This is a genomic window from Burkholderia sp. BCC1999 (assembly GCF_905339975.1).
Lineage (GTDB): Bacteria > Pseudomonadota > Gammaproteobacteria > Burkholderiales > Burkholderiaceae > Burkholderia.
Map to the genome: position 1 here is coordinate 82,327 of NZ_CAJPHP010000022.1, position 25,722 is coordinate 108,048.

At 68.4% G+C, this 25,722-nt stretch carries 23 protein-coding genes; 11 read left to right on the forward strand and 12 right to left on the reverse strand.

The features are described 5' to 3' along the window. Positions 1–7: 7 nt before the first annotated feature. The 3 genes from U5809_RS27290 to U5809_RS27300 are packed head-to-tail and all read right to left on the reverse strand — an operon-like array spanning position 8 to position 2,492. The gene (locus tag U5809_RS27290; protein ID WP_322088801.1) at positions 8–1,009 is read right to left on the reverse strand and encodes an HpnL family protein; all 1,002 of its coding nucleotides are present in this window, start codon (positions 1,007–1,009) and stop codon (positions 8–10) included. Further along, positions 1,006–1,815: a 2OG-Fe(II) oxygenase gene (locus U5809_RS27295; protein ID WP_322088802.1), complete on the reverse strand. Its 810-nt coding sequence runs from the start codon at positions 1,813–1,815 to the stop codon at positions 1,006–1,008. Before U5809_RS27295 ends, U5809_RS27290 begins: the two co-directional genes overlap by 4 nt. Further along, positions 1,812–2,492, reverse strand: coding sequence for a CDP-alcohol phosphatidyltransferase family protein (locus U5809_RS27300; RefSeq protein WP_322088803.1), 681 nt, complete (start codon positions 2,490–2,492; stop codon positions 1,812–1,814). Before U5809_RS27300 ends, U5809_RS27295 begins: the two co-directional genes overlap by 4 nt. Before the next feature lie 665 nt (positions 2,493–3,157). Here U5809_RS27300 and U5809_RS27305 point away from each other — a divergent pair. Continuing rightward, entirely contained in the window at positions 3,158–4,672 is a 1,515-nt protein-coding gene (locus tag U5809_RS27305) for an acetyl-CoA hydrolase/transferase family protein (RefSeq protein ID WP_322088804.1), read from the forward strand. A 37-nt stretch (positions 4,673–4,709) separates the two neighbouring features. On the opposite strand, the gene U5809_RS27310 is transcribed toward U5809_RS27305, so the two are convergent. Further along, positions 4,710–6,239, reverse strand: a complete 1,530-nt coding sequence (locus U5809_RS27310; protein ID WP_322088805.1) for a DHA2 family efflux MFS transporter permease subunit — start codon at positions 6,237–6,239, stop codon at positions 4,710–4,712. 135 nt (positions 6,240–6,374) lie between these two features. On the opposite strand from U5809_RS27310, the gene U5809_RS27315 reads away from it, so the two are divergent. Beyond that, positions 6,375–6,815, forward strand: a complete 441-nt coding sequence (locus U5809_RS27315) for a MarR family winged helix-turn-helix transcriptional regulator (protein ID WP_176045129.1) — start codon at positions 6,375–6,377, stop codon at positions 6,813–6,815. A gap of 56 nt (positions 6,816–6,871) precedes the next feature. Beyond that, positions 6,872–7,942 (forward strand): tetratricopeptide repeat protein, encoded by a 1,071-nt coding sequence (locus U5809_RS27320; RefSeq protein ID WP_322088806.1) that lies wholly within the window; start codon positions 6,872–6,874, stop codon positions 7,940–7,942. Positions 7,943–7,948: 6 nt separating this feature from the next. Here U5809_RS27320 and U5809_RS27325 read toward each other — a convergent pair whose 3' ends face one another. Further along, positions 7,949–8,446: a DUF2938 domain-containing protein gene (locus U5809_RS27325; RefSeq protein ID WP_322088807.1), complete on the reverse strand. Its 498-nt coding sequence runs from the start codon at positions 8,444–8,446 to the stop codon at positions 7,949–7,951. Positions 8,447–8,583: 137 nt separating this feature from the next. On the opposite strand from U5809_RS27325, the gene U5809_RS27330 reads away from it, so the two are divergent. After that, a complete protein-coding gene (locus U5809_RS27330) occupies positions 8,584–9,009 on the forward strand; it encodes a helix-turn-helix domain-containing protein (RefSeq protein ID WP_176045132.1) in 426 nt (141 codons plus the stop codon). 86 nt (positions 9,010–9,095) lie between these two features. After that, positions 9,096–9,923 (forward strand): hypothetical protein, encoded by an 828-nt coding sequence (locus tag U5809_RS27335; protein ID WP_322088808.1) that lies wholly within the window; start codon positions 9,096–9,098, stop codon positions 9,921–9,923. Position 9,924: 1 nt separating this feature from the next. Here U5809_RS27335 and U5809_RS27340 read toward each other — a convergent pair whose 3' ends face one another. Further along, positions 9,925–10,809 carry a helix-hairpin-helix domain-containing protein gene (locus U5809_RS27340; protein WP_322088809.1) on the reverse strand — a complete coding sequence of 295 codons (885 nt, stop codon included), beginning with the start codon at positions 10,807–10,809 and terminating at the stop codon, positions 9,925–9,927. A 180-nt stretch (positions 10,810–10,989) separates the two neighbouring features. Then, positions 10,990–12,525, reverse strand: coding sequence for a sigma-70 family RNA polymerase sigma factor (locus U5809_RS27345; protein ID WP_322088810.1), 1,536 nt, complete (start codon positions 12,523–12,525; stop codon positions 10,990–10,992). A 298-nt stretch (positions 12,526–12,823) separates the two neighbouring features. On the opposite strand from U5809_RS27345, the gene U5809_RS27350 reads away from it, so the two are divergent. Together U5809_RS27350 and U5809_RS27355 are read left to right on the forward strand one after the other, a co-directional pair. Continuing rightward, entirely contained in the window at positions 12,824–13,246 is a 423-nt protein-coding gene (locus U5809_RS27350) for a hypothetical protein (RefSeq protein WP_322088811.1), read from the forward strand. A 43-nt stretch (positions 13,247–13,289) separates the two neighbouring features. Beyond that, positions 13,290–14,105, forward strand: a complete 816-nt coding sequence (locus U5809_RS27355) for an SH3 domain-containing protein (RefSeq protein WP_282510453.1) — start codon at positions 13,290–13,292, stop codon at positions 14,103–14,105. Between the two features lie 126 nt (positions 14,106–14,231). On the opposite strand, the gene ilvD is transcribed toward U5809_RS27355, so the two are convergent. The 5 genes from ilvD to U5809_RS27380 all read right to left on the reverse strand — a co-directional run bounded on the left by ilvD (position 14,232) and on the right by U5809_RS27380 (position 21,820). Continuing rightward, positions 14,232–16,091, reverse strand: a complete 1,860-nt coding sequence (ilvD, locus tag U5809_RS27360; RefSeq protein ID WP_282510451.1) for a dihydroxy-acid dehydratase — start codon at positions 16,089–16,091, stop codon at positions 14,232–14,234. A 271-nt stretch (positions 16,092–16,362) separates the two neighbouring features. Next, positions 16,363–17,385 carry an Ldh family oxidoreductase gene (locus U5809_RS27365; RefSeq protein ID WP_322088812.1) on the reverse strand — a complete coding sequence of 341 codons (1,023 nt, stop codon included), beginning with the start codon at positions 17,383–17,385 and terminating at the stop codon, positions 16,363–16,365. Continuing rightward, entirely contained in the window at positions 17,378–18,970 is a 1,593-nt protein-coding gene (locus U5809_RS27370; RefSeq protein ID WP_322088813.1) for an aldehyde dehydrogenase (NADP(+)), read from the reverse strand. The genes U5809_RS27365 and U5809_RS27370 overlap by 8 nt, the downstream gene beginning before the upstream one ends. 76 nt (positions 18,971–19,046) lie before the next feature. Continuing rightward, positions 19,047–20,672: an APC family permease gene (locus U5809_RS27375; protein WP_322088814.1), complete on the reverse strand. Its 1,626-nt coding sequence runs from the start codon at positions 20,670–20,672 to the stop codon at positions 19,047–19,049. Between the two features lie 227 nt (positions 20,673–20,899). Continuing rightward, positions 20,900–21,820: a dihydrodipicolinate synthase family protein gene (locus U5809_RS27380; RefSeq protein WP_282510444.1), complete on the reverse strand. Its 921-nt coding sequence runs from the start codon at positions 21,818–21,820 to the stop codon at positions 20,900–20,902. 251 nt (positions 21,821–22,071) lie between these two features. Between U5809_RS27380 and U5809_RS27385 the strand changes: the two genes are divergently transcribed. The 4 genes from U5809_RS27385 to U5809_RS27400 are packed head-to-tail and all read left to right on the forward strand — an operon-like array spanning position 22,072 to position 25,623. After that, a complete protein-coding gene (locus U5809_RS27385) occupies positions 22,072–23,004 on the forward strand; it encodes a 4-hydroxyproline epimerase (protein ID WP_322088844.1) in 933 nt (310 codons plus the stop codon). Next, positions 23,001–24,128: an FAD-dependent oxidoreductase gene (locus U5809_RS27390; RefSeq protein ID WP_322088815.1), complete on the forward strand. Its 1,128-nt coding sequence runs from the start codon at positions 23,001–23,003 to the stop codon at positions 24,126–24,128. The genes U5809_RS27385 and U5809_RS27390 overlap by 4 nt, the downstream gene beginning before the upstream one ends. Then, complete coding sequence (locus U5809_RS27395; protein ID WP_040139619.1) at positions 24,125–24,358, forward strand: 2Fe-2S iron-sulfur cluster-binding protein; 234 nt, start codon at positions 24,125–24,127, stop codon at positions 24,356–24,358. Before U5809_RS27390 ends, U5809_RS27395 begins: the two co-directional genes overlap by 4 nt. Further along, positions 24,355–25,623, forward strand: coding sequence for an FAD/NAD(P)-binding oxidoreductase (locus tag U5809_RS27400; protein ID WP_322088816.1), 1,269 nt, complete (start codon positions 24,355–24,357; stop codon positions 25,621–25,623). Before U5809_RS27395 ends, U5809_RS27400 begins: the two co-directional genes overlap by 4 nt. Positions 25,624–25,722 lie beyond the last annotated feature (99 nt).

Genomic DNA, 25,722 nt, shown 5'->3' on the forward strand with positions numbered 1-25,722 from the left:
TGAACGATCAGTCGGCGAGCGGCTGCGGCGCACGGCGCCGCTGCCAGTTTCTTTCACTGAAATGCAGATAGAGCAGGCCGGGCAGGCCGAGCGCGAGTTCGCGCGCACGCTTCGCGAGCGACAGCGCGAGCGCCGCGTCGGGCGGCAGTCCGACCAGCGGGGCGAGCAGCAGATAGCCGCCTTCCTGCGCACCGAGCGAGCCCGGGATCGCGAAGGCCGCGCCACGAATGGCCTGACCGACGCTCTCGAGCAGCAGCGCATCGAGCCAGCTCACCGGATGCCCGAGGAAATGCAGCGCGAGCCACACTTCCGCGGTGCCGACGATCCAGCCGACGAGGCTCAACGCGAATGTTTTCGCGACCTTCGCGCGATCGCGGTACAGCGCGCCGACCGCGTCGTCGATCGCATCGGCACGCGTCGCCAGCGACGACCAGTCGCGCGGGCCGAACAGCTTCGACGCGAGGCGCAGGCCGCGGCCGAACAGCCCGCGCCGCTGCGCCGCATAGAACAGCAACGCAAGCGCGCCGAGCACGCCGGTCGCGATCAGCGCGGGCGTGCGCAGGTGCGCGACCGACTCGTGCGTCGCGTACAGGCTGAACGCCGCGATGCCGATCAACGCGAACGCCATCTGCGCGAGTGCCTGCATCGTCGTGCTGACGGTCACGGCGGCGGCCGCATCGGCCATCCGCGTGCCGCGCTGCGCGAGGTGGCGCACCATCAGCACGGGGCCGCCGATCTGCCCGGCAGGCAGCAGGCTGTTGACCGATTCGCCGACCCAGCGCGCGCGCAGCGCGTTGCCGAGCTCGGCGCCCGGCTGGCCGCGGCGGAACATCACGGAGATCGCGATTGCGTCGATCACGAGCGGCACGACGTGGAACGCCGCGACGAGCGCGAGGCCCCAGCCGGCCGCGAGGAACGTGGACGCGACCGCGCCGATGCCCTGCCAGGCAAGGAGTGCGATGAAGAGTGCCGTCCCGAGGGACAGCAGGATGAGGCCCGCGCGCGTCATGACCTGGTCGTGCGCCGCGTGGCCAGTTGCTTGAACACCTGGCGGAACCCGAAATACGCGATCGCGTCCTTCATGTTCGAGATGAAGCGCTTCCACGGCCGCATGCCGGGGTTCGTCACGTATTCGAAAGTGAGCGACACGCGCATCTCGTTCTGGCCGAGCGGCGTAATGCGGTGACGCAGCTTGTCGCCGTCGAACAGCACGATGCCGCCGTCGGCGATCTGCACCGAGCCCGGTTCGTCGGCCACGTCCGGATTGCGCGTGTGCAGCTCGTAGTCGAGCCGGCACGACGATTCGTCGATCACGCCGATCAGCAGCGTATAGCGGCGGCCGTCGTAGTACGACGTGTCGTAGTGCCAGCCGATGTGGTCGCCGGGCTTCGTGTAGTAATACAGCGCGTAGGCGTGCGGATCGTCGTCCGGCGACAGCATCAGCTTGTCGCCCGTGACTTTCTCCAGGAAGGAGATGAGTGCCTTCGAGCGATACAGTTCGGCGATGTACGGCGCCTGTTCGTCGATCGTATGGCGGCTCACGCTGCCGCCCTGTTTGTGGCCGGGCAGGTAATTGCGGTTCAGGCCGGCCTGCATCGCGCGGGCGGCCGCCGCGAGCTTCGCGTGCGCGTCGGCCGGCAGGAATGCGTCGAGGTACAGGAACGAGCCCTGGCGCATGTAGTCGCCGCGCAGGCGGTCGAGGTCGAGCTGGCCGACGCTGTCGGCCACGGTGCGATCGGGGTCGGCCGCGGCCGCGCGCACGGGCGCGGGGCGTGCCGGGCTCAGCACGGAGTCGTCGCGCGTGCTAGGAGTCATTTGGAAGCCTGGATTTCAGTAGGGTTCTGCGGGGTGTTGCCACGGCGGACGATGCGCCACCAGTCGATCACGACCCATGCGGCGAACAGCGGGGCGCCGATCGACGCCGCGAGCAGGAACGGCTCGACGCCGTCGACGAGCGTCACGATCGGCAGCAGGTACAGTACGTCTTCGGTTTCGAAGCCGCCGGCGAACGCCTGCTTGGTGCCGGCCTTGCCGGCGACCGATTCGATTCGCATGCGCAGGAAGAAGATCAGCGCGACGGCCGCGCCGGCCACCGCGCCGAGCAGCACCGGCGACGCGGCCATCTGCCCGCCCTGGGCGACGATGCCGAGGCCCATGCTGACGAACAGCGCGACCGTCACGAGCGCATCGGCCGCGAGGTCGTAAAAATGCCCGATCTTGCTGGACTTCCCGCTGATGCGCGCGAGTTCGCCGTCGGTGTGGTCGACGAAGTTCGACAGCACGATCAGGAACGCGCCCGCATTGCTCCAGCCGAAGCCGCCGTGCGCAAGGCACCAGGCGCCGGCGAGGCCGATCAGCAGACGAAGGGTAGTGAGGTGATTCGGGGTGACCGGCGTATCGACGAGCGGTCGGACAAGCGAGCGCGCGAGCCGCGCATCCCAGGTGCGTGGCAGGGGGGGCTCGGCGCGTGTGGCGGTTTTTCTTTGGTCCATCGGCGAAATATATACGGAATTGTAATTTGATGCTTTTTATTCGATCAATGTCCTGACATACGGGAGTGTTACCGCGTCTTGCGCGTATCGGCCAGTCGAAACCGGATGCGCGAAAGGGCGGGCGATCGGGGCTGCAAACGGCGCGGCCGGGCCCGTCTTCCAGTGTGGTTCGCGTCACGCGGCTGTCAAGGACGGACGGGCCTCTCAGGCCGATACGGCGAAGATTATCGCGCGAGGCGGCGGGCCGTACGCAGCGCATGCGACGTTGATGTGCATCAGGTCCGGCAAAGCCGCATCGGGCGACAATTGGCCGCGCCGCGCGGCCATCGGTCATTACCGAACGTCGGGCGGCAAATTGCAATGAAAATCCGCCGATTGATTCGCGAAGGTTGGCGATCCGGGGCCGGTCATTCGTTCCGATGCTTTCGTGCACCTTTCGGGTGCAATCGGCGGCGTGCGGATCGCCTGTCACAGAACGGTCGTTCGATACCCGGCATATTCGGTAAGGATCTTTTGCATCCAGCGGACATTTCGCGGCGATGGCCTCTGCGATACTCCGACCATGCCTGTGGTGCCGGCCGCCCCGCGCGGCCCCAAGGGCTTCATGTCGCTCAGGAGACACCCCCAGCGACGTCAACGACCGACCCAAGCGTCAGAAACCTGCCATGTCTTCATCACGCATCCTCGCTCCCGCCCTGCGTTCGCTCGTCCGCACCGCCGACGAAGCCGCCGCGCTGATCCGTCCCGGCATGACCGTCGCCATGAGCGGCTTCACCGGTTCGGGCTATCCGAAGGCCGTACCGGCCGCGCTTGCCACCCATATCGACGCGGCGCACGCGCGCGGCGAGGACTTCCGGATCAACGTGCTGACCGGCGCGTCGACCGCACCGGAACTCGACGGCGCACTCGCCCGCACCAACGGCATCTCCATGCGGCTGCCGTACCAGTCCGACCCGACGCTGCGCGACAAGATCAACAGCGGCGAAGTCGATTACCAGGACGTCCACCTGAGCCACGTCGCGCAGTACGCGTGGTTCGGGCTGTACGGCGATCTCGACGTCGCGATCGTCGAAGTCGCGGGCATCCGCGAGGACGGGCTGCTGATCCCGTCCGCGTCGATCGGCAACAACAAGACCTGGCTGGAACGCGCGAAGCACGTGATCCTCGAAGTGAATACGCGCCAGCCGCTCGGCCTCGACGGGATGCACGACATCTATTACGGCACCGCGCTGCCGCCGCACCGCAAGCCGATTCCGCTGACGAAGAGCGACGACCGGATCGGCGAGCCGTACCTGCGCTGCCCGGCCGACAAGATCGTCGCGATCGTCGAGACCGACGCGCCGGATCGCAGCAACGCGTTCTCCGCGCCGGACGAGACGTCGAAGCAGATCGCGCTGCAGCTGATCGACTTCCTGCGCCACGAAGTGAAGCGCGGCCGCCTGCCGGAAAACCTGCTGCCGCTGCAGTCGGGCGTCGGCAACATCACGAACGCGGTGCTTGCGGAACTCAGCTCGGCCGGCTTCTCGAACCTGACGGCCTACACCGAAGTGATCCAGGACGCCATGCTCGACCTGCTCGACGACGGGACGCTGAGCTTCGCGTCGGCCACCGCGCTGTCACTGAGCCCGGCCGCCGTGCAGCGCTTCGCCGACGAAATCGCGACGTTCCGCGACAAGATCGTGCTGCGCCCGCAGGAGATCAGCAACCATCCGGAGCTCGTGCGCCGCCTCGGCTGCATCGCGATGAACGGCATGATCGAGGCCGACATCTACGGCAACGTGAACTCGACGCACGTGATGGGCACGAAGATCCAGAACGGCATTGGCGGCTCGGGTGACTTCGCGCGCAACGGCTACCTGTCGTGCTTCATGTCGGCGAGCACCGCGAAGGGCGGCGCGATCTCGCGGATCGTGCCGATGGCGAGCCACGTCGACCATACCGAGCACGACGTCGCGGTGGTCGTCACCGAGCAGGGGCTTGCGGACCTGCGCGGCCTGTCGCCGAAGCAGCGCGCGCGCAAGGTCATCGCGACCTGCGCGCATCCCGACTACCGGCCGATGCTCGAGGACTACTTCGAGCGCGCATCGCACGAGAGCTTCGGCAAGCACACGCCGCACCTGCTCGCCGAAGCGCTGTCGTGGCACGAGCGCTACGTGCGGACCGGCACGATGAAGGTCTGACGTTTCGGCCCGCGACGGGCGTGTGCCCGTCGCGTTGTCAATCCATCGCCGCGTGCGCGACGTCGACGCTCGCCGCTTTCTGCGGCGGGCGGATCAGCAGCAACAGCGGAATCATCAGCAGCGTCGCGACGAACATCAGCTTGAAGTCGTTCAGGTACGCGATCATCGTCGCCTGCTGGTTGATCGTGCGGTCGAGCAGCGCGATGTCGAGGCGGCTACCGGCCATCGCCTGCACGGCCGGGTTGAACGGTGTGATGTGCGTCGCGAGATCGGCGTGCGCGACCTGCGTATTGCGCGTCATCAGCGTCTGCACGATCGAGATGCCGATACTGCTGCCGATGTTGCGCATCAGGCTGTAGGTGGCCGTGCCGTCCGCACGCAGGTCGGGCGGCAGCGTCGAAAACGACAGTGCGCTCAACGGCACGAACACGAGCCCCAGCCCGAAGCCCTGGACCACGCCCGGCCACACGACGTCCGATTCGGACAGCACGACCGTGTACTGCATCATCTGCCACAGCGCGAGCGCGGAAATCGACAGCCCGGCGAGCAGCAGCAACCGCGCATCGACGTATTTCAGCAGCCTGCCGACGAACAGCATCGCGATCATCGTGCCGGCGCCGCTCGGCGCGGTGACGAGGCCCGTCGTCGCGACCGGGTAGCCCATCAGGTTCTGCAGCATCGGCGGCAGCAGCGCGCGTGTCGCGTACAGCACCGCGCCGACGACGAAGATGAACAGCGTGCCCGTGGCGAAGTTCGGGTCGCGCAGCAGTTCCGACTTGAAGAACGACGCCTTGCCGACGGTCGCCGTATGCACGAGGAAGAACGCGAAGCTGAGCACTGCGAGAAGCGCTTCGATGCGGATTTCGTACGACCCGAACCAGTCGAGCTGTTCACCGCGATCGAGCATCGCCTGGAACGCGCCGATCGCGAGCGCCAGCGTCGCGAAGCCGAACGCATCGAATTTCACGTGCGGGCGCGGCGCGCGCGCCGGCAGGAAGGTCATCACGCCCGCGAGCGCGAACGCACCGATCGGCACGTTGATGAAGAACACCCAGCGCCAGTTGTAGCTGTCGGTGAGCCAGCCGCCGAGCGTCGGGCCGAGGATCGGGCCGACCATCACGCCCATCCCCCAGATCGCCATCGCCTGGCCTTGTTTCTCGCGCGGGTTGATGTCGAGCAGGATCGACTGCGACAGCGGCACCAGCGCGGCGCCGAATACGCCCTGCAGCAGCCGCGCGCCGACGATCTGCACGAGCGTCTCGGACAGCCCGCACAGCGCCGATGCAACCGTGAAGCCCGCGATCGACACGATCAGCAGCCGCTTGACGCTCAGCCGGTCGGACAGCCAGCCGGTGAGCGGCGTCGCGATCGCCGCGGCGACGATATAGGAGGTCAGCACCCACGTGATTTCGTCCTGCGACGCGGACAGCGTGCCCTGCATGTGGGGCAGCGCGACGTTCGCGATCGTGCTGTCGAGGGTCTGGATCAACGTGGCGAGCATGATCGACAGGGTCAGCATCGGCCGGTTCAGGGCGGGCGAGGCGGGGGCGTCGGCGGCGGGGTTCAAGCGGGTGTCTCCGTGGGGCGGTCGCCGTGGGCGGCGATCCGGTATGGCTCAAACTATAAGCACGCTTATTATATAGCCGCTTATTGCCGTGGCGCGAGCCGCGGCCCGCTGGCGGCTTGACCCTATAATCGGCTGATGGACAAGACCTACGAGAACCGGATCGGCTACCTGATCGCCGACGTGGCCCGCCTGAACGGACGCCTGTTCGACCGGCGCGCGAAGCGCATCGGGCTGACGCGGGCGCAAAGCCGCGTGCTCGCGTACCTGACGTGGAAGGGCGAGATGAACCAGGCGCGGCTGGCCGAATGGCTCGAGATCACGCCGATCTCGCTGACGCGCCTGCTCGACCGGATGGAGGGCTATGGCTGGATCGAACGCATCGCGAACGACGACGACCGCCGCGCGTTCGTGATCCGTCTGACCGACAAGGCGCGCGAGATCTTTCCGCAGATGCTGGAAGTGGGCGATACCGTCGCCGACGACGGGCTGCGCGGCTTCACGCCCGACGAGCGCGATACGCTGGTGCGGCTGCTCGGACGTGTGCGCCACAACCTGATCGACTGCGGCGGCGAGTGACGCGGGCGGCCGTTCGGGCGCCCCGTTTGCAACCATAAAAAAGAGAACATTGAGAGATGACCCAGGCACGACGAATCGGCCGGAAGACCCGCATTGCGATCCTCATCGCGCTCGCACTGGTACTGATCCTCGGGATCGGCGTTGTCTGGCTCGCGCACGACGATGTGCCCGAGACGTTCGACGCAACGATGGCAAAGGCGCAGCGCGGCGACGTGGACGGGGAATTCAACGTGGGGCTCAGGTACGAGCACGGCGACGGCGTCGAGCGGAATCCCGTCGAAGCCGTGAAGTGGTACAGGCGGGCCGCCGATCATGGCGATGCATCATCGCAGAACAATCTCGGCACGCTTTACGAGACCGGCGTCGGCGTGACGCAAAGCCGTTCGGAGGCCGTGAGTTGGTACCGGCGCGCGGCCGCGCAGGGCAATGCGAATGCATGGTGCAATCTCGGCCGCGCGTACGAGGACGGCGAAGGCGTGCCGCGGGATCGTACGGAAGCGGTGCGGCTCTACCGGCTTGCGGCCGACCAGGGGCTGCCCAGGGGGCAACTGTACCTGGCGATGATGTACGACGCCGGCGCCGGCGTGCCGCAGGATTTCGCGGAAGCCGCCAAATGGTACCGGCGCTCGGCGGACCAGGGCGATCCGCAGGCGCAGAACAGCCTCGGCTTCCTGTACGACACCGGGCATGGCGTGAAGCAGAGCGACACCGAGGCGTTCAAGTGGTATCGGCTCGCCGCGGAACAGGGCAACGCGAACGCGCAGAACAATCTCGGCCTGATGTATGAAAACGGACAGGGTGTGCACGAGGACGACGCCGAAGCGGCGAGCTGGTACCGGCTCGCCGCGGCGGGCGGCGTCGGGAGCTCGCTGTTCCGGCTGGGCATGCTGTACTTCGTGGGCAGCGGCGTTGACCACGATCCGATCGCCGCGAATGCGCTTTTCGGTCTGGCTGTCGCAGCCGGCGACACGCGCGCACAGGCCTATCTCGATCAGGGCGCGAAGCTCACGGCGCCGGCCGATATCGAGAAAGCCGCGCGGCTGCGGGCCGAGATGAGCCAGCCGGGCAAACTGCTCGACGCGCTCGACCATTACGAGGGAACGGCGCAACGAAGCGACGACGTCTGATGCCCGTCAACGGCCCAGTGCCGCAAGCGTGAACGCCGCGAGATAGAGCCCCACGCCATACGACAGATGCGTGGTGAGACTGCGCCGGCGCGCGACGCCCGGATGCGGCGTGCGCGACGCGGCGATGCCGAAGCCGAACGCCGGCTGCATCACGAAGAACGGGGCGACCACGCTGGCGAGGCCGGCGACGAGTGCAGGAAGCGGCGTCGGCGTGGCGATCCATGCGGTGCCCGCGATCATGACGGGCAGCGCCGCGAACGCGATGCCGATCGCGTAGTGTGCGATCCAGCCGAGAGGACGCTCGCCCGGCACGGGCGGCGCGGCGACGATCGACACATGCCGGAACCGGCCGTGCAGCATGTGGCCGAGCCAGCGGCCGACCAGTGCGTAGTCGAGCGACGGCGTGCCGAACGCTCGCCGCCGGAATAGCGTCCACAGGTCCAGCATGAGCGTGGCGCCCGTGCCGATCAGCAGCACGTCGAGCACGATAGCGGGCATATTCATCGCACGCCTCCGAAGCGGACGGCTGCTGCGCGGTCTGGCGCAATACGGGTTGGTTTCAGCGGTTTCATGGCGTTTCAGGCTTGTGTTCGTGAAGTCGGGCGACTATCTTGCAACTTCAAGTTCACTTGAGGTCAAGCATGAGCCGTCTGGACATTGCGGACGTGGCGCGGCGCTCGGGATTGCCCGCGTCGACGCTGCGCTACTACGAGGAAAAGGGGCTGATCGTCGCCAACGGCCGGCACGGGTTGCGGCGGCAATACGACGAATCGGTGCTGGAGCGGCTGGCGCTGATCGCACTCGGCCGCGAGGCCGGTTTTTCGCTCGACGACATCCTCGCGATGGTCGGCGCGGACGGCCAGCCCGCGATCGATCGCGCGAAGCTCGACGGCAAGGCCGACGAACTCGACCGCACGATCCGCCGTCTCGGCGCAGTGCGCGATATGCTGCGGCACGCGGCCGTGTGCCCGGCGCCAAGCCATCTCGAATGTCCGTCGTTCCAGAAGCTGCTGCGCATCGCCGCGCATCGTCGTCCGGCGCGTCGCACGAAGGCGGACGGTGCGTAGACTGCTCGTGCGATGCGCGAGCGGCAGGGTCGCGGTGCTGCCGGCCCCGGCCGGAAGTCGAAAACGAAAAACAACGGGGTTGCCGCTTGTCGATATTGCTTGCGCCATTGCTGGTGCTTTATGTGCTTCCGGCCGCGTATGCGGCATCGAAGGTCGGGCCGCATTACGGGTTTCTCGCGGGGTGCGCGACGATGGCCGCCGTGCTGGCGGCGCAGACCACCCTGCTGACGTGGGGAACCGCATGGGTGAAGCGGCGGCGTGGCGGCGTCGGGCAGGCCGGTACGGCCGCGCCGGCCACGCCGGCCGTACCGGCAGATAGTCCGGACGGTGAACCGGATGACGACGCCGGCGACGCTGGCGACGCGCCCGATGTGCCGCTTCAATACGGCGAGCATGCAAGATTCAAGCAACTGGTTCTGATTGCCGAAAACGGGCAGCCCGACGTCGCACGCTATTTCTACGACAACGCGAAGCGGACGATCGAAGCATTCGTGGACGTCGAGACCGGGCGCGACGATTCGGGCGCGTCGATGGTGTCGATGGCCGAACTTGCCGCCGAAGGTGGGGTGCCGGCCGCGCCACCTGACCAAACGCTGACCGTGTTCGTGTCGAACGACGGCGCATGGTCGGGGTTCCGCGTCGGCGACGACAGCTTCCGGTTTCGCCACGGCGCGATCACGAAATTGCGGCTCACGCAGGTGATACCGATACGCTGGAAGGGCGGCTACACGGTGTCGTTGTGGTTCGACGTGCCGAAGCGGAAAAGCACTGCCGATTATGTGTCGTATTCGACCTGGTTCGATCTCGTGGTGGAATATTCAGGTCGCCGCTCACGCGCGCTCACCCATGCATGTCGCGAGATTGCGTCCGTGCTCGATGTAGCGTTCGATGTCGACGAAACCTCCGACGACTGACTCATCCCGCGTAATACACACGGCATTCCATCTCGCGTCCGCGCACGATGCGCTTGCCGACGAGCGAGCCGTACGTTTCGGTGAAAACGGTGCGCTGGTTTTCGCACTGTACGGCGTCGTAGAAATAGAGCGAGACCCAGTCCGTCGGGCGGCCGGCTTCAGGCGTGCGCATCGCGGCATGCAGGCTCAGTGCCGTGAAATGCCAGCCGCCTTTGGTCATGTGCATCACCACGGGCGGCGGCACATAGCCGTCCGCGTTCAGGCGCCGTTGCGCGAGCGTCGGCAGCACGCCGGCGGCCGCCTTGTTGCGGTACTGGCGGTCGATGTAGAGCAGCAGCTCGACGGGCGGCTCCGTGCCGGGCCCGGCATGTTGCATGTGACCCTGCCAGCGCCGGCGGCGGCTCAGCACGTCGTCGAGCGCGGTGCGGATGCCGGCGGCGCGGCGCGGGCCGACGCCCGAGATCGTTTCGAGCTGGCCGTTGCGGGCCGCGCGTTCGAGTTCCTCGAGCGTATCGATGTGCAGCAGGTCGTGAATGCGCAGCGCGAGCGCGTGGCCGATGCCCGGCACGGCTTCGAACGCGGACGTGCGTTGGGCGTCGCCGCACAGCCGGTCGAGCTGGCGCCAGCGGCCCGTCACCAGCAACTCGGCAATCGCCTGCGCGACGCCCGTGCCGATCTCGGGCAGCGCACTGAGCGCGTCGGTGCCGCCGGATTCGAACACGGTGCGGAGATCACGGTCGAGCGCATCGACCGTCTCGGCCGACGCGCGGTAGGCGGCGACCCGGTAAGGATTCGCGCCCTGGTCGGCCAGCCGCTGCGCGGCCTCGCGCAGGCAGGTCGCGATGTGCCGGTTTTCCTCGAACGTTTGGCTGGCGGTCGTCTGCATGGCGAGGGACCTGGGGAAGCTCAAACGGAATGGACACGGCGAACGATGCGCCGGTCGGCTTTTCACCATTGTCGCGAGACGCGACGAAGAAAACTTGATGCACGTCAATGGCAAACGTAGCACATGCGCGAAGCGCACGGTCGTGCCGGTTGGCGGCACGACCGTGCGTCGCGTGTGCGCTTACGCGTCGAGGAACGACTGCGCGTTCTCGGCCTCGGCAGCCGTGCGCAGTGCGGCGAGCGCCCGTTTCTCGATCTGCCGCACGCGTTCGCGGGACATGCCCGCGTCCAGCGCGATGGCGTCGTACGTATCGGGCTCGGCGCCGCCGAGGCCGAACCGCCGGCTCAGCACGTCGGCCTCGGCCGGCGTGACCGACCGGAGCAGCGACCGCACACAGTCGCGCATGCGCGTGTCGGCCAGTTGCTCGAACGGGCTGGCCGAGGTTTGATCCTCGATCAGCTCCACGAGCCCGGTGTCCGCGTCGGGCAGCGGCGTGTCGAGCGAAAGGGGCTCGGCCGGCAGCGCGAGCACCGCGCGCACCTTGTCCTCGGCGAGGCCGATTTCTGCCGCAAGCTCGGCCGGCGTCGCCCGGCGGCCCGTGCGCTGGCGAAAGCGCAGCGCATGCCGCTGTACGCGCTGGTACTGGTCGCCGACGTGCACGGGCACGCGGATCGTGCGAGCGCGATCGGCGACCGCACGCGTGATCGCCTGACGGATCCACCAGGTCGCATAGGTCGAGAACTTGAACCCGCGACGGTATTCGAACTTCTCGATCGCCCGCATCAGGCCGAGACAACCGTCCTGCACGAGATCGGACAGGTCGACGCCGCGGTTCATGTACTTGCGCGCGATCGACAGCACGAGCCGAAGGTTCGCCTCGAGCATCGCGCGCGTTGCATCGCGCACCTTCTGCTGGCCATCGCTCAGTGCAGCCGCGAGAGCCCGCCGCGCGAGCGCGTCGAAGCGGGCGGCTTCCCCCGTCGCAGCGTCATGCGGTGCGGTTGCGAGCGCGCGCACGATGCGGCTGGCGTCGTCGACGGCCGGTGCAACCCACGCAAGCGAACCGAGCAGGGCGGCCACGGCGTTGCGCGCGTCGCGGTATGCGTCCGAACGGACGCCATGCGCGTGCAACGCGTCGCGCAACTTCGCCACAGCGGCCCGCAGATCGTCGTAGCGGGCGGGGGCGGGCGTGTCGCCTTCGTCTTCATCGGCAGAGCCGGTCGCACCCGTTGCACCCTTCGCACCGTGACGCGCAAGCAGCGCGTCGACGGCCGCCGGATACCCGGCGAGCGCGTGCAGCACCTGATGGCGACCCGTCTCGATTTCGCGGGCGAGCACGATTTCGCCTTCGCGCGTGAGCAGCGGCACGGCCTGGATGCGGCGCATGTAGAGCGCGAGCGGATCGGTCGATGCACTCGTGCCGCGTGCGAGGTCGCCGAGCATGGCCCGGCCCTCGTCGAGCGTGTCGCGATCGACGTCGACCGGCGCCGTGCCGGCGAACGGCGCAGGCACGGCCGGCTCGTCGAGCACGGCGATGCCGATGTCGGCGAGCGCGGCGCGCACGACGTCGAGCGCATCGGGGCTGTCGCTTTCAGGCGGCAGCGCGTCGACGAGGTCGGCGTGTGTCAGATAACCCTGTTCGCCGGCAAGCGCCAGCAACTGGATGATCGGATCGAGCGGTGTGTCCGCCCGGGGAGTGGGGCGTGGCGTAGTCATGTCGATGGCGGCGCGAGCCGCGTTCCTGTCTGGGCGGGCCGAAGTCCGCCGGTGGGCGGCCGCCGGTCATTCGCGAACACCTGTCCGCGCCGGTCAGCCTGACATCGTTCAAGTTGAGGGCATTTGCGCCAACTTCAACGCGGGCGCCGCGGACGGGCGAGCACACCGCATGCCCGCCTGCACCGTCCGGGGCAGGAAACAAAAAGTAACCGATCATACGCGCGGAAATCTGCAGGGGACGTAAGCTAGAGTCAGGCGCGCGCCCGGCGGCGGCGCGCGGATTCTGCCGGAGCACGAGATGAACCCGATTTCCGCCGCGAGGCCCGCCGTCATCGCGCTGGCCGCGCTGACGCTCGGCGGCTGCTACTACACGAGCCCGTACGGTTATGCACCTTATTACGCACCGGTGCCCGCCACGGTGACGCAGCGCGAATTCCCGGTTGCACCGGCCGCGCCCGGTCCGGCCCCTTCCACGGCGCCTGCCACGCCGGACTACGTCGAGGCGCAGACGCCGGTGTATGTCGCACCGGCCTATGTGCCGCCGCCGTATCCGTATTACTACCCCGCGTATTACTCGGGCTGGTACGGGCCGCCCGTCACGATCGGCTTCTGGGGCCGTTGGGGCGGCGGATACTGGGGCGGGCGAGGCGGGTACTGGCATCGTCCGTGGGGCGGCGGGAATTGGGGTGGCGGCCACTGGGGCGGCGGCCATCGGCACTGATCGGCATTGACCGGCGCGCGGCGGCACCGCGCGGGAGAGCATCATGAGGAACACGTTTGTCCGAAGTCTGTGCGTCGTCCTGGCCGGCCTTGCGGCCGCACCGGGCATTGCCGACGCGCAGAGCAGCGCTTACACGAACTCGCCGGCCGAGCTGTTCGCCGGGCCGGCGCCCGATTATCCGGTGGTCGCGCAGATCCCGCCCGATACCGCGCTGGACGTATTCGGCTGTCTGAGCGACTACTCGTGGTGCGACGTCGCGCTGCCGGGCGTGCGCGGCTGGATCGATGCGCAGTTGCTCGAGTATCCGTACCAGGGCAGCTACGTGCCGTTGCTCGAATACGGCGCGATCATCGGGGTTCCGGTGACGGGATTCGCGATCGCCGCGTACTGGGATCGTTATTACCGGCACCGCCCGTGGTACCACGACCGCGATCGCTGGGCGCATCGTCCGGAACCGAGGCTCGGCCCCGGAGGCATGCCGCCGGGACAAGGCCGTCCGCAACCGGGCGGGCCGATGCAGGTTGCACCGGGCGGCCCGCCCGTGCACGACGCGCGGCCGTCGGCTGCACGCGGCGGCTGGAACGGCGCGATCCGCACACCGCCGCCGGCAGCACCGGCGCCTTCACCGATGCCGGGCGGGGCGGGCAACGCGCGTCCGGCCGGCCCGCCGCCGGCCGTGTTGCGCCCGCCGCCCGCGCCGGGTGGCGAGGCGCGTCCGATGCCACCGCCGGTGCGCCAGGGCGGCGGGGGCGGCGGCGGTTATGCGCGGCCGCAAGGTGGCGGAAATGGTGGCGGCAACCACGGCGGCGGTGGTGGCGGAGGCGGGGGAGGTGGAGGCCCCGAAGATTTCCGTCACTGATGCCGCCGGCGCTGTGGATTCCCCCAAGTGCCGGACGAAAAAAAGCCGCTCCGGAGAGCGGCTTTTGAATCGGGCGAGCGGTCGGTTGCGTGGCCCGCAACCGACTGTCGGCAATAGCCCGTTGCGTCAGTCGTCCAGCAGCGACAGGTCGCGCACGGCGCCCTTGTCGGCCGACATGACCAGCTTCGCGTAGGCCTTCAGCGCGGCGGACACCTTGCGCGGACGCGGCTGCGCCGGCTTCCAGCCCTTCGCGTTCTGCTCTTCGCGGCGGCGCGCCAGTTCCTCGTCCGATACCAGCACGTCGATCGTGCGGTTCGGGATGTCGATGCGGATCTTGTCGCCGTCGCGCACGAGACCGATCGCGCCGCCTGCCGCCGCTTCCGGCGAGCAGTGACCGATCGACAGGCCCGACGTGCCGCCCGAGAAGCGGCCGTCCGTCAACAGCGCGCAGGCCTTGCCGAGCCCTTTCGACTTGATGTAGCTGGTCGGGTAGAGCATTTCCTGCATGCCGGGGCCGCCCTTCGGGCCTTCGTAGCGCACGATCACCACGTCGCCGGCCTTGACCTTGTCGTTCAGGATGTTTTCAACGGCTTCGTCCTGCGATTCGGTCACATGCGCCGAGCCTTCGAACACGAGGATGCTTTCGTCGACGCCGGCCGTCTTCACCACGCAGCCGTCGAGCGCGATGTTGCCCGTCAGCACCGCGAGACCACCTTCCTTCGAGAACGCATGCTCGTACGAGCGGATGCAGCCTTCGGCGCGATCGAGGTCGAGGCTCGGCCAGCGCGTGTTCTGGCTGAACGCAACCTGCGTCGGGATGCCGGCCGGGCCGGCCATATAGAACGTGCGGACCGCTTCGTCCCGCGTGCGGACGATGTCCCACTGGTCCAGCGCATCCTTCAGCGTCGGTGCGTGGACGGTCGGCACGTCGGTATGCAGCTTGCCGGCGCGTTCGAGCTCACCGAGGATCGCCATGATGCCGCCAGCGCGGTGTACGTCCTCGATGTGGTACTTGTTCGTGTTCGGCGCGACCTTGCACAGCTGCGGCACCGAGCGCGACAGGCGGTCGATGTCCTTCATCGTGAAGTCGATGCCGGCTTCCTGCGCGATCGCCAGCAGGTGCAGGATCGTGTTGGTCGAGCCACCCATCGCGATGTCGAGCGTCATCGCGTTCTCGAACGCGGCGAAGCCGACCGAGCGCGGCAGCACGCGTTCGTCGTCCTGCTCGTAGTGCTGGCGCGTCAGTTCGACGATGCGGCGGCCGGCGCGCTTGAACAGCTGTTCGCGATCGGCGTGCGTGGCGACCACCGTGCCGTTGCCGGGCAGCGACAGGCCGAGCGCTTCGGTCAGGCAGTTCATCGAGTTCGCGGTGAACATGCCCGAGCACGAACCGCAGGTCGGGCAGGCCGAGCGTTCGACTTCGGCGACTTCGGCGTCGGAATACGACGGGTCGACCGCAATCACCATCGCATCGACGAGGTCGAGCTTCTTCACTTCGATGGCCTTGGTGACCGGGTTCGCGAGGCGCGTCTTGCCGGCTTCCATCGGGCCGCCCGACACGAAGATCACCGGGATGTTGAGGCGCATCGCGGCCATCAGCATCCCCGGCGTGATCTTGTCGCAGTTCGAGATGCAGACCATCGCGTCCGCGCAGTGCGCGTTCACCATGTACTCGACCGAGTCGGCGATGATGTCGCGGCTCGGCAGCGAATACAGCATGCCGTCATGGCCCATCGCGATGCCGTCGTCGACCGCGATCGTGTTGAATTCCTTCGCGACGCCGCCGGCGGCTTCGATCTCGCGCGCGACGAGCTGACCGAGATCCTTCAGGTGCACGTGCCCGGGCACGAACTGCGTGAACGAGTTGACGACCGCGATGATCGGCTTCGAGAAATCGTCGTCTTTCATGCCGGTGGCGCGCCACAGCGAGCGCGCACCTGCCATGTTGCGGCCGGCGGTGGAGGTTTTGGAACGGTAAGTGGGCATTGTGATTGCTGAAGAAAGATCGCGAAAAAGGGTGGAGGCACGGGGAATAAAGGCCTCTCTCGCGCCCGTGCGAACAACCTCTTGAGCTGCGCCCTGGGCAAACTCGGCGATTATCCCACAGCCGCCGCGGGCGTGGCGCCCATGGGGCCGGCGACGGGCATGGGTCGCGTGACTGACGTGACGGCTGCGAGCTGCCGGCCCGGCCGGTTCGGGAGGCGGCGGAGTCGTCTTCTCGTCGATGACGAAGCCGCGCCGCCCCCGCGCTCGGGTGTCAGTCGAGCAGCGTCAGGATTTCGTCGTATAGCGCCTTCGGAACCCGCACGCCGTTCGCGATGCTGCGCGCGCGGGCGTCGAAGCGCCGTTGCGACGGCAGCCGCGCACCCTGCGCGACGATCGATTCGAACATCCGTTCGCCGCGTGCGAGGCCCGCATCGAGATCGTCGCCGAGGAACACCTTCGGATCGAACGCGATCACGAGCTCGCCGTGGCACGGCGTCGCGCCGACGCCTTCGTCGAAGTCCATCGATTCGCGGCTGGTCATGTCGCCGATCAGCGCGCCGCCGAGCAATTCGACCATCGCCGCGAGCGCCGAGCCCTTGTGGCCGCCGAACGTGCGCATCGCACCCTGCAGCGCCGCCTTCGGGTCCGTGGTCGGCTGGCCGTCGGCGTCGATCGCCCAGTGCGATGGAATCGCCTTGCCTTGCTTCGCGTGCAGCTCGATGTCGCCGCGCGCGATCGCGCTCGTCGCGAAATCGAACACGAACGGCTCGCCGCCGGGGCGCGGCCATGCGAACGCGATCGGGTTCGTGCCGAACACGGGTTCGCGGCCGCCTTCCGGTGCGACCCAGCTATGGCTCGGATTCATCGCGATGCCGACCAGCCCTTCGGCGGCAATCGCCTCGACCTCGGGCCACAGCGCCGAGAAGTGGTAGCAGTGATTGATCGTCATCGCGGCGATGCCGTGCTGCTTCGCCATCTCGACGAGCACGGGCAGCCCGGTTTCGAAGCTCAGCAGCGAAAAGCCGCGATGCGCGTCGACGGAAACGATCGACGACGACAGCTTGCGCAGCGTCGGCACCGCTTGCGGATCGACCTTGCCCTTCTTCAGCGAACGCACGCACACGAGCAGCCGGTACACGCCGTGCGAATGGCATTCGTCGCGCTGGCCCTGCGTGATGACGTTGGCGATGGCCCGCGCATGCGCGTCGGACATCCCGTGGTGCGTCAGCACGCGCAGCGCGAGCGCATGGACTTCATCGAGCGACAGGACGACTTCGGCGGTTTGCTCAGTCATGGTTCACCTCGCGCGGCGCGGGCACGCCGTCGATGCGTTGCGGCACGTGCAGCGGATTGCCGTCGCGGATCGCGTCCGGCAGCAGCGCGTCCGGCAGGTCCTGGTACGACACGGGGCGCAGGAAGCGCTCGATCGCGCGTGCGCCGACGGACGTCGTGCGCGTGTCGGAGGTCGCCGGGAACGGGCCACCGTGCACCATCGCGTGACCGACCTCGACACCCGTGCCGAAGCCGTTGACGAGAATGCGGCCGGCCTTGCGTTCGAGCGTCGGGCGCAGCGCGGCGAACAGCGTCGCGTCGCCGTCGGCGAGATGCGCGGCGATCGTCAACTGGCCTTCGAGCGATTTCAGCACGCGATGCAGCGTATCGGCATCCGGGCAGCGGACGATCAGCGACGCGGGGCCGAATACTTCGTCGCGCAGTTCCGGGCGCGCGATGAACGCGTCGGCCGAGGTCGCGAACAGCGCCGCGCGGGCCTGATGGCGGCCGCCTTCCGCACCTTCCGCCAGCAGCTCGACCGCATCGTGACCGCGCAGCGCCGCGACGCCTTGCGCATAGCTCGCGTGGATATGCGGCGTCAGCATCGTCTGCGCGGCCGCCGCGCGCACCGCATCGGCCGACGCGGCTTCGAACGCGCGCAGCGCCGGGCCGTCGACGGCGAGCACCAGGCCGGGGTTCGTGCAGAACTGGCCGGCGCCGAGCGTGAGCGATGCGACGAACTGCGGCGCGATGGTGTCGTGGCGCGCATCGAGCGCGGCGGGAAACAGCAGCACGGGATTGATCGAGCTCATTTCCGCATAGACGGGAATCGGCTCGGGGCGCGCGGCCGCGATATGCATCAGCGCGACGCCGCCGCGACGCGAGCCGGTGAAGCCGACTGCCTTGATGCGCGGATCGGCGACGAGCGCCTGGCCGATCTCGCGCGAGGCGTCGAACAGCAGCGAGAACACGCCGGCCGGCATCCCGCATTCGCGCGCGGCCTGCTGGATCGCGCGGCCGACGAGTTCCGACGTGCCCGGATGCGCGGAATGGGCCTTGACGATCACCGGGCAGCCGGCTGCCAGCGCCGATGCCGTGTCGCCGCCGGCGACCGAGAACGCGAGCGGGAAATTCGACGCGCCGAACACGGCGACAGGCCCGACCGCGACGTTGCGCAGGCGCAGGTCGACGCGCGGCAGCGGCTTGCGCTCCGGTCGCGCAGGATCGATCCGTGCGTCGAGAAAGCCGCCGTCACGCACGAGCGAAGCGAACAGCGCGAGCTGGCCGACCGTGCGGCCGCGTTCGCCTTCGATGCGTGCGCGCGGCAACCCCGTTTCGATGACGCAGCGCTCGATCAGGTCGTCGCCGAGCGCCATGATGTGGCGGCCGATCGCGTCGAGAAATGCGGCGCGCGCTTCGAGCGATGTTTCGCGATAGAGGTCGAACGCGTCGTCGGCGAGCGCGCAGGCCGTCTCCAGGTCGTGCAGGCTCGCGCCGCCGAAAGCGGGTTCGATCGGTTCGCCGGTTGCGGCGGCGATCGCGTGGAGGGTGCCGTTCTGTCCGGCGACGGCGGACTGGCCGATCAGCAGTTGACCTGTGAGTTGCATGGTTTTCCTCGGAAAAAAGCAGGGGCCGGGCGTGGTGCGCCCGGCCGCGGGGATCATGGGAAACGGCGGGAGCGCGTCAGTCCTCGTCGTCGTCGAGCTGCAGCTTGTCGGCGCGCACGCCGGTGTTGGCGCCCCAGTAATAGATGGCGAGCGCGACGGCCGCGACGACGACCGTGTCGTACGGATGCGCGAGCTGGCCCGTGCCGCCGAAGCCGCCGAGATACGACAGCACGATCATCGCGGCATAGAACGCGATCAGCCACGCGGACGAACGCACCTGTTCGGCGAGGCTCAGGTGCGCGGTCGGCACCCAGCGGCGGCACGCGAGATAGATGACGAACATCACGATCTGCAGGCCCAGCAGCCAGGACACCGTGCTCCAGCCCGACCAGTAGACGATCAGCGCGGCGATCACGAACGACGCGGGGCCGGTAATGCCGAATGCCACCGCACGGAACGGCCGCGGCAGGTCGGGCGCGGTGCGGCGCAGCGCGGCGACCGAGACCGGCGCGACCGCATAGCTCAGCACGAGCGCGGCCGACACGATGTTGATCAGCGCTTCCCACGACGGGAACGGCAGCGTCCAGAAGATCGCGAGGCCGAACGTGAGCCACAGGCCGGCGCGCGGGATGCCCGACGCTTCGTCGACACGCGTGAACACCTTGAAGAACGTGCCCGTCTTCGCCCAGCCGTAGACGACGCGCGGCGTCGCGTTCATGTAGATGTTGCCGCAGCCGCTCGGCGAGATCATCGCGTCGGCGACGACCATCACCGCGAGCCAGCCGACACCGAGCGCGAGCGCGATGTCGCGGTACGGCAGCGAGAACGCCTTGCTGACGTCGTGCCAGCCGGCGGCGAGCATGGTGGTCGGGATGCTGCCGATGAACGCGAGCTGCAGCAGCACGTAGATCAGCGTGGACAGCAGGATCGACAGGATCAGCGCGATCGGGATCGTGCGCTGCGGATTGCGCACCTCGCTCGCGACCGACACGATCGGCGTGAGCCCGAGATACGCGAAGATGATGCCGCCCGCGGACACGGCCATCTCGATGCCCGGCATGCCGAACGGCGCGAAGCCGTGCACGGTCAGGTTCGCGGGCTTGAAGAACGTGAACAGCACGCCGATCACCGCGAGCGGCACGATGAACTTGAAGATGCTGATGATGTTGTTCGCTTTCGCGAACGTCTTCACGCTCGAATAGTTCAGGTAAAAGAAGAAGCAGAGGAGCGCTGCCTGCACGAGCCAGCCGAGCGTCGTCGGGTCGCTCGATCCTTCGGCCGTCAGGCCCGGAAACCACGCGGCCGCATACTGGCGCGCGGCGACGACTTCGATCGCGATCAGGCTCGAAAAGGCGATCAGCGTGATGAAGCCCATCAGGTAGCCGAGCAGCGGGCCGTGCGAGAACACCGGGTAGCGCACGACGCCACCGGCACGCGGCAGCGCGGCGCCGAGTTCGCAGTAGACGATGCCGAGCAGCAGCACCGCGAAGCCGCCGAGCAGCCACGAGAAGATGCCGGCCGGGCCCGCGATCGTCGACACGTGACTCGCGGCGAACAGCCACCCCGAACCGAAGATGGCACCGAGACCGATGAACGTGAGATCGGTCAGCGACAGCTGTTTCTTGAACTTGCCGTGACCCGCGTCGGGGAGCGCGGAACGGGAAAGCGGGACAGACGGTTGAGCGTTGCCTTGGCCTGGCATGGGCTTGTCTCCTGGGGAATGGCGGTACAGGCGTAAGCTGCGCGCGCTCCGACGGAGCAGCGCGCACGCCTGCCGGCCGGCGTCGCCCGGTTCGAACGACCGGGGCAGGACGCGGCCCGTTCACGCGCGGCGCGGGCTGGCGCCGGTGCAAACGGGCCCGCGGGCCAATGCCGGACCGGAGACGGCGGCGAGCAGGGGAAGCCTGCGCGCCGCCGCAGGGGAGTCGATCAGAGACCGACGTCGGGCAGTGCCGGGCGCGTTTCGAGCGCCTTCGCGACGATCGCCTTCACTTCCGCGAGCGTGTCGCCCTGCAGCGCGAGGCGCGGCGGACGCGTGATCGCGCTGCCGCGGCCAACCAGCTCTTCGCACAGCTTGATGCACTGCACGAGGTCGGGGCGGGCATCGAGGTGCAGCAGCGGCATGAACCAGCGATACAGTGCGAGCGCTTCGTCGAAACGCTTCTGCTTCGCGAGGCGGAACAGCGTCTCGCCTTCCTTCGGGAACGCGTTCGACATGCCCGACACCCAGCCTTCTGCGCCGACCGCGATGCTCTCGACCACGACGTCGTCGAGGCCCGCGAACAGCACGAAACGATCGCCGACCGCATTGCGCAGGTCGATGAAGCGGCGCGTATCGCCCGACGAATCCTTGAAGCAGACGATGTTCTCGCAATCCTGCAGTGCGATCAGCACGTCGGGCGTCACGTCGTTCTTGTAGATCGGCGGGTTGTTGTAGACCATCACCGGCAGGTCGGTGCTGGTTGCGACCGCGCGGAAGTGCGCGGCGGTTTCATGCGGTTTGGCCGAGTACACGAGCGCGGGCATGACCATCACGCCGTCGACGCCCACGCGCTGCGCTTCACGCACCGTGTTGCGCGCGAATTCGGTCGTGAATTCGGCGATACCGGCGATCACCGGAATCTTGCCGCCGGCCGCGTCGCGCGCAGCCTCGATCACCTGGAGCTTCTCGCTCGTCGACAGCGACGTGTTTTCGCCGACCGTGCCGCAGACCACGAGGCCCGACACGCCGTCGTTCACCAGGTTCTTCACCACGCGGTGCGTGGCGTCGATGTCGAGGGAAAAGTCCGGCTTGAACTGGGTGCTGACGGCCGGGAAAACCCCGGTCCATTGAATGGATTTGCGGCTCACTGAAATCTCCTACGTTCGTATCGGTCGGCCGACAGGTGTGTCGGTGTGGCAACCAGTATCGCCGCGCAAATGCCCATCACGCTTGAGTCGTATCGCGGAGCAAAATGACGAAATCGGCACAGCGGCCGGCAGGGGCGCGACGGGCGCGTCGCACTATGCCGATTTCGTCGTCGTCCTCATCGAAAAGCCACAAGCGGACGGACGCGCGACGGAGGAAGCTATGCTCCTTTCCCCACTTCGGACGGCTCATGATGAAGCGCATCCAGATCATCGATTCGCACACGGGCGGCGAACCCACTCGGCTCGTCGTGTCCGGCTTCCCTTCGCTCGGCAGCGGCACGATGGCCGAGCGCCGCGACGTGCTCGCGCGCGAGCACGACCGTTACCGCACCGCGTGCATCCTCGAGCCGCGCGGCAGCGACGTGCTGGTCGGCGCGCTGCTCTGCGAACCCGTATCGCCCGACGCGGCGGCCGGCGTGATCTTCTTCAACAATAGCGGCTATCTCGGGATGTGCGGGCACGGCACGATCGGCGTCGTGCGCACGCTGCATCACATGGGCCGCATCGCCCCCGGCGTGCACCGGATCGAAACGCCCGTCGGCACCGTCGAGGCGACGCTGCACGACGACCTGTCGGTCAGCGTGCGCAACGTGCCCGCGTATCGCCATGCGCAGGGCGTCAAAGTCGACGTGCCGGGATACGGCCCCGTGAAGGGCGATATCGCGTGGGGTGGCAACTGGTTCTTCCTGATCAGCGACCACGGGCAGCGCGTGACCGGCGACAACGTCGCGGCGCTCACCGCGTATGCGTCGGCCGTGCGCGAAGGGCTCGAGCGCGCGGGCATCACCGGCGCGAACGGCGGCGAGATCGACCACATCGAGCTGTTCGCCGACGACGCCGAACACGACAGCCGCAGCTTCGTGCTGTGCCCGGGCCTCGCGTACGACCGTTCGCCTTGCGGCACCGGCACGAGCGCGAAGCTCGCGTGTCTCGCGGCCGACGGCAAGCTTGCCCCGGGCGCCGTGTGGCGGCAGGCGAGCGTGATCGGCAGCGTGTTCCACGCGAGCTACGAGCAGGCCGACGGCGGCATCGTGCCGACGATCCGCGGCAGCGCGCACCTGAGCGCGGAAGCGACGCTGCTGATCGAGGAAGACGATCCGTTCGGCTGGGGCATCGGGTCGTGAGCGAAACGAAGACCGACGTCGTCGTGATCGGCGCCGGCATCGTCGGCGCGGCGTGTGCGCACGAACTCGCGCAGCGCGGGCTGCGCGTGCTCGTCGTCGACGACGCGAGCGGCGGCGCGACCGGCGCGGGGATGGGCCACCTCGTCGCGATGGACGACAACGCGGCCGAACTCGCGCTCAGCCATTACTCGATCGAACTGTGGCGCGCATTGAGCGGCGACATGCCGGAAGGCTGCGCGTACCGGAACTGCGGCACGTTGTGGCTCGCGGCAGACGCGCACGAGATGGATCTGGCGCGCGCCAAGCAGGCGACGCTTGCTGCGCACGGCGTGGCCGGCGAGCTGATCGACGCGGCGGCGCTTGCACGACTGGAGCCGATGCTGCGCACGGGTCTTGGCGGCGCGCTGAAGATTCCCGGCGACGCGATTCTCTATGCGCCCGTCACCGCGAACTGGCTGCTGCAGCGCGCCCCGCGCATCACGTTGCGCCGCGACCGGGCGGTCGCGGTCGATGGACCGAGCGTGACGCTCGCAAGCGGCGACACGCTGCGCGCGGAGCGCGTGGTCGTCGCGAATGGCGTTGCCGCTCGCACGCTGCTGCCCGAATTGCCGCTGCGCCCGAAAAAGGGCCACCTGCTGATCACCGATCGTTATCCGGGCCAGGTGTCGCACCAGCTCGTCGAACTCGGTTATGCGGCGAGCGCGCATGCGAGCGACGGCACGTCGGTCGCGTTCAACGTGCAGCCACGGCCGACCGGCCAGTTGCTGATCGGCTCGTCGCGCCAGTTCGACACCGAGGATGCGCGCGTCGAGCCGCCCGTGCTGGCCCGGATGCTGCGCCGCGCGGTGGGCTACCTGCCGGATCTGGCCGACCTGAACGGCATCCGCTCATGGACCGGCTTCCGCTCCGCAAGCCCCGACGGCCTGCCGCTGCTCGGCGAGCACCCGGCGCGGCCGGGCGTGTGGCTCGCGGTCGGGCACGAAGGGCTCGGCGTGACGACCGCGCCGGGCAGCGCGCGGCTCGTCGCCGCACTGATGGCCGGCGAGCGGCCGCCGATCGATATCGAACCGTATTTGCCGGGACGCTTCCTGACCGCGTCCCCCGTAGCCGGAGCGCTGACATGATCATTCATCTGGACGGCCGCGCGCTGACGGTGGCCGACGGCGCGACCGTCGCGGCCGCCATTGCGGCGAGCGGCGACGACACGACGCGGGTGTCGTGCACGGGCGCGGCGCGTGCGCCGTTTTGCGGGATGGGCGTTTGCCAGGAATGCCGGATGACGATCGACGGCCGGCGCCGGCTGGCATGCCAGACGCTGTGCCGCGACGGGATGCAGGTGGAGCGTACGCGATGAAACAGGAACGATTGAGCGTCGACGTCGCGATCGTCGGCGCGGGCCCGGCCGGGCTGTCGGCCGCGCGGGCTGCTGTGAAAGGCGGCGCGACGGTCGCGATCGTCGACGACAACCCGCGCGCGGGCGGGCAGATCTGGCGGCAAGGCGCGGCGGTCAAGCCTGCGCCGGTCGCCGCCGAACGCCTCGCCGTGTTGCGTCAGCCGAACGTCACGCATCTCGCGGCGACGCGCATCGTCGCCGAAACCCAGCCGGGCACGCTGCTGCTCGAGGATGACGAACGCGGGCTACTGCTCGATTTCCGGACGCTGATTCTTTGCTGCGGCGCGCGTGAGCTGCTGCTGCCGTTCCCGGGCTGGACGCTGCCGGGCGTTACCGGGGCAGGCGGCTTGCAGGCGCTGATCAAGTACGGCCTCGACGTGAGCGGGCAACGCACGGTGATTGCCGGCAGCGGGCCGCTGCTGCTCGCGAGCGCAGCGACGGCCCGTCAGGCCGGCGCGCGTGTGTCGCACGTACTCGAACAGGCCGCGTGGGGCGACGTGGCCGGTTTCGGCGCGGGATTGTGGCGCTGGCCGTCGAAGCTCGCGCAGGCCGCGAAGCTCGTCACGGCCGCTTACCGGCCCGATGCGCATGTCGTCGAGGCATTCGGCGACAAGCGACTCGAACGCGTTCGGATTCGTCAGGGCGATCGCGAGTTCGAGGTCGATTGCGACCGGCTCGCGTGCGGTTTCGGCCTCGTGCCGAACACCGTGCTGCCGAGCCATCTCGGCTGCCGGATCGACAATGGCGCGGTGACGGTTGATGTGCACCAGCGTACGAGCCGCGAACGGGTGTTGGCGGCGGGCGAGTGCACGGGCGTCGGCGGCAGCGAGCTGGCGATGGTCGAAGGCGAGATCGCCGGTTATGTGGCGACCGGGCAGACGGCGCAGTTGGCCGCGCTGATTGCGCAGCGCGCGCACTGGCAGGCTTTTGCCGATGCCGTACGCGAGCGCTTTGCGATCCGCGAGCCGATCCGCCGGCTTGCGCGGCCCGATACGCTGCTGTGTCGCTGCGAAGACGTGCGTTTCGATGCCGTCGCGCAAGCGCCGGGCTGGACGGCCGCGAAACTGCAGTCACGTTGCGGGATGGGCGCATGCCAGGGCCGCGTGTGCGGTGCGGCTGCACAGGCATTGTTCGGCTGGACGCCGCCGGTACCGCGCACGCCGCTCGTGCCCGTGCGGGTCGGCACGCTGATGCTGGACGGCACGGTCTCCTGCGACGGCGCGTGACGCACGCGCGGTTGCGGCAACGCAGCAACGCAGCAACGCAGCAACGCAGCAACGCAGCAACGCAGCAACGCAGCAACGCGGCCCGGTTGACACCGGGCC

Bases quoted from the DNA above. Each gene is read 5' to 3' on its own strand.
- U5809_RS27290 (WP_322088801.1), bottom strand. From the start codon at position 1,009: ATGACGCGCGCGGGCCTCATCCTGCTGTCCCTCGGGACGGCACTCTTC.
- U5809_RS27295 (WP_322088802.1), bottom strand. From the start codon at position 1,815: ATGACTCCTAGCACGCGCGACGACTCCGTGCTGAGCCCGGCACGCCCC.
- U5809_RS27300 (WP_322088803.1), bottom strand. From the start codon at position 2,492: ATGGACCAAAGAAAAACCGCCACACGCGCCGAGCCCCCCCTGCCACGC.
- U5809_RS27305 (WP_322088804.1), top strand. From the start codon at position 3,158: ATGTCTTCATCACGCATCCTCGCTCCCGCCCTGCGTTCGCTCGTCCGC.
- U5809_RS27315 (WP_176045129.1), top strand. From the start codon at position 6,375: ATGGACAAGACCTACGAGAACCGGATCGGCTACCTGATCGCCGACGTG.
- U5809_RS27320 (WP_322088806.1), top strand. From the start codon at position 6,872: ATGACCCAGGCACGACGAATCGGCCGGAAGACCCGCATTGCGATCCTC.
- U5809_RS27325 (WP_322088807.1), bottom strand. From the start codon at position 8,446: ATGAATATGCCCGCTATCGTGCTCGACGTGCTGCTGATCGGCACGGGC.
- U5809_RS27330 (WP_176045132.1), top strand. From the start codon at position 8,584: ATGAGCCGTCTGGACATTGCGGACGTGGCGCGGCGCTCGGGATTGCCC.
- U5809_RS27340 (WP_322088809.1), bottom strand. From the start codon at position 10,809: ATGCAGACGACCGCCAGCCAAACGTTCGAGGAAAACCGGCACATCGCG.
- U5809_RS27345 (WP_322088810.1), bottom strand. From the start codon at position 12,525: ATGACTACGCCACGCCCCACTCCCCGGGCGGACACACCGCTCGATCCG.
- U5809_RS27350 (WP_322088811.1), top strand. From the start codon at position 12,824: ATGAACCCGATTTCCGCCGCGAGGCCCGCCGTCATCGCGCTGGCCGCG.
- U5809_RS27355 (WP_282510453.1), top strand. From the start codon at position 13,290: ATGAGGAACACGTTTGTCCGAAGTCTGTGCGTCGTCCTGGCCGGCCTT.
- ilvD (WP_282510451.1), bottom strand. From the start codon at position 16,091: ATGCCCACTTACCGTTCCAAAACCTCCACCGCCGGCCGCAACATGGCA.
- U5809_RS27365 (WP_322088812.1), bottom strand. From the start codon at position 17,385: ATGACTGAGCAAACCGCCGAAGTCGTCCTGTCGCTCGATGAAGTCCAT.
- U5809_RS27370 (WP_322088813.1), bottom strand. From the start codon at position 18,970: ATGCAACTCACAGGTCAACTGCTGATCGGCCAGTCCGCCGTCGCCGGA.
- U5809_RS27375 (WP_322088814.1), bottom strand. From the start codon at position 20,672: ATGCCAGGCCAAGGCAACGCTCAACCGTCTGTCCCGCTTTCCCGTTCC.
- U5809_RS27385 (WP_322088844.1), top strand. From the start codon at position 22,072: ATGAAGCGCATCCAGATCATCGATTCGCACACGGGCGGCGAACCCACT.
- U5809_RS27395 (WP_040139619.1), top strand. From the start codon at position 24,125: ATGATCATTCATCTGGACGGCCGCGCGCTGACGGTGGCCGACGGCGCG.
- U5809_RS27400 (WP_322088816.1), top strand. From the start codon at position 24,355: ATGAAACAGGAACGATTGAGCGTCGACGTCGCGATCGTCGGCGCGGGC.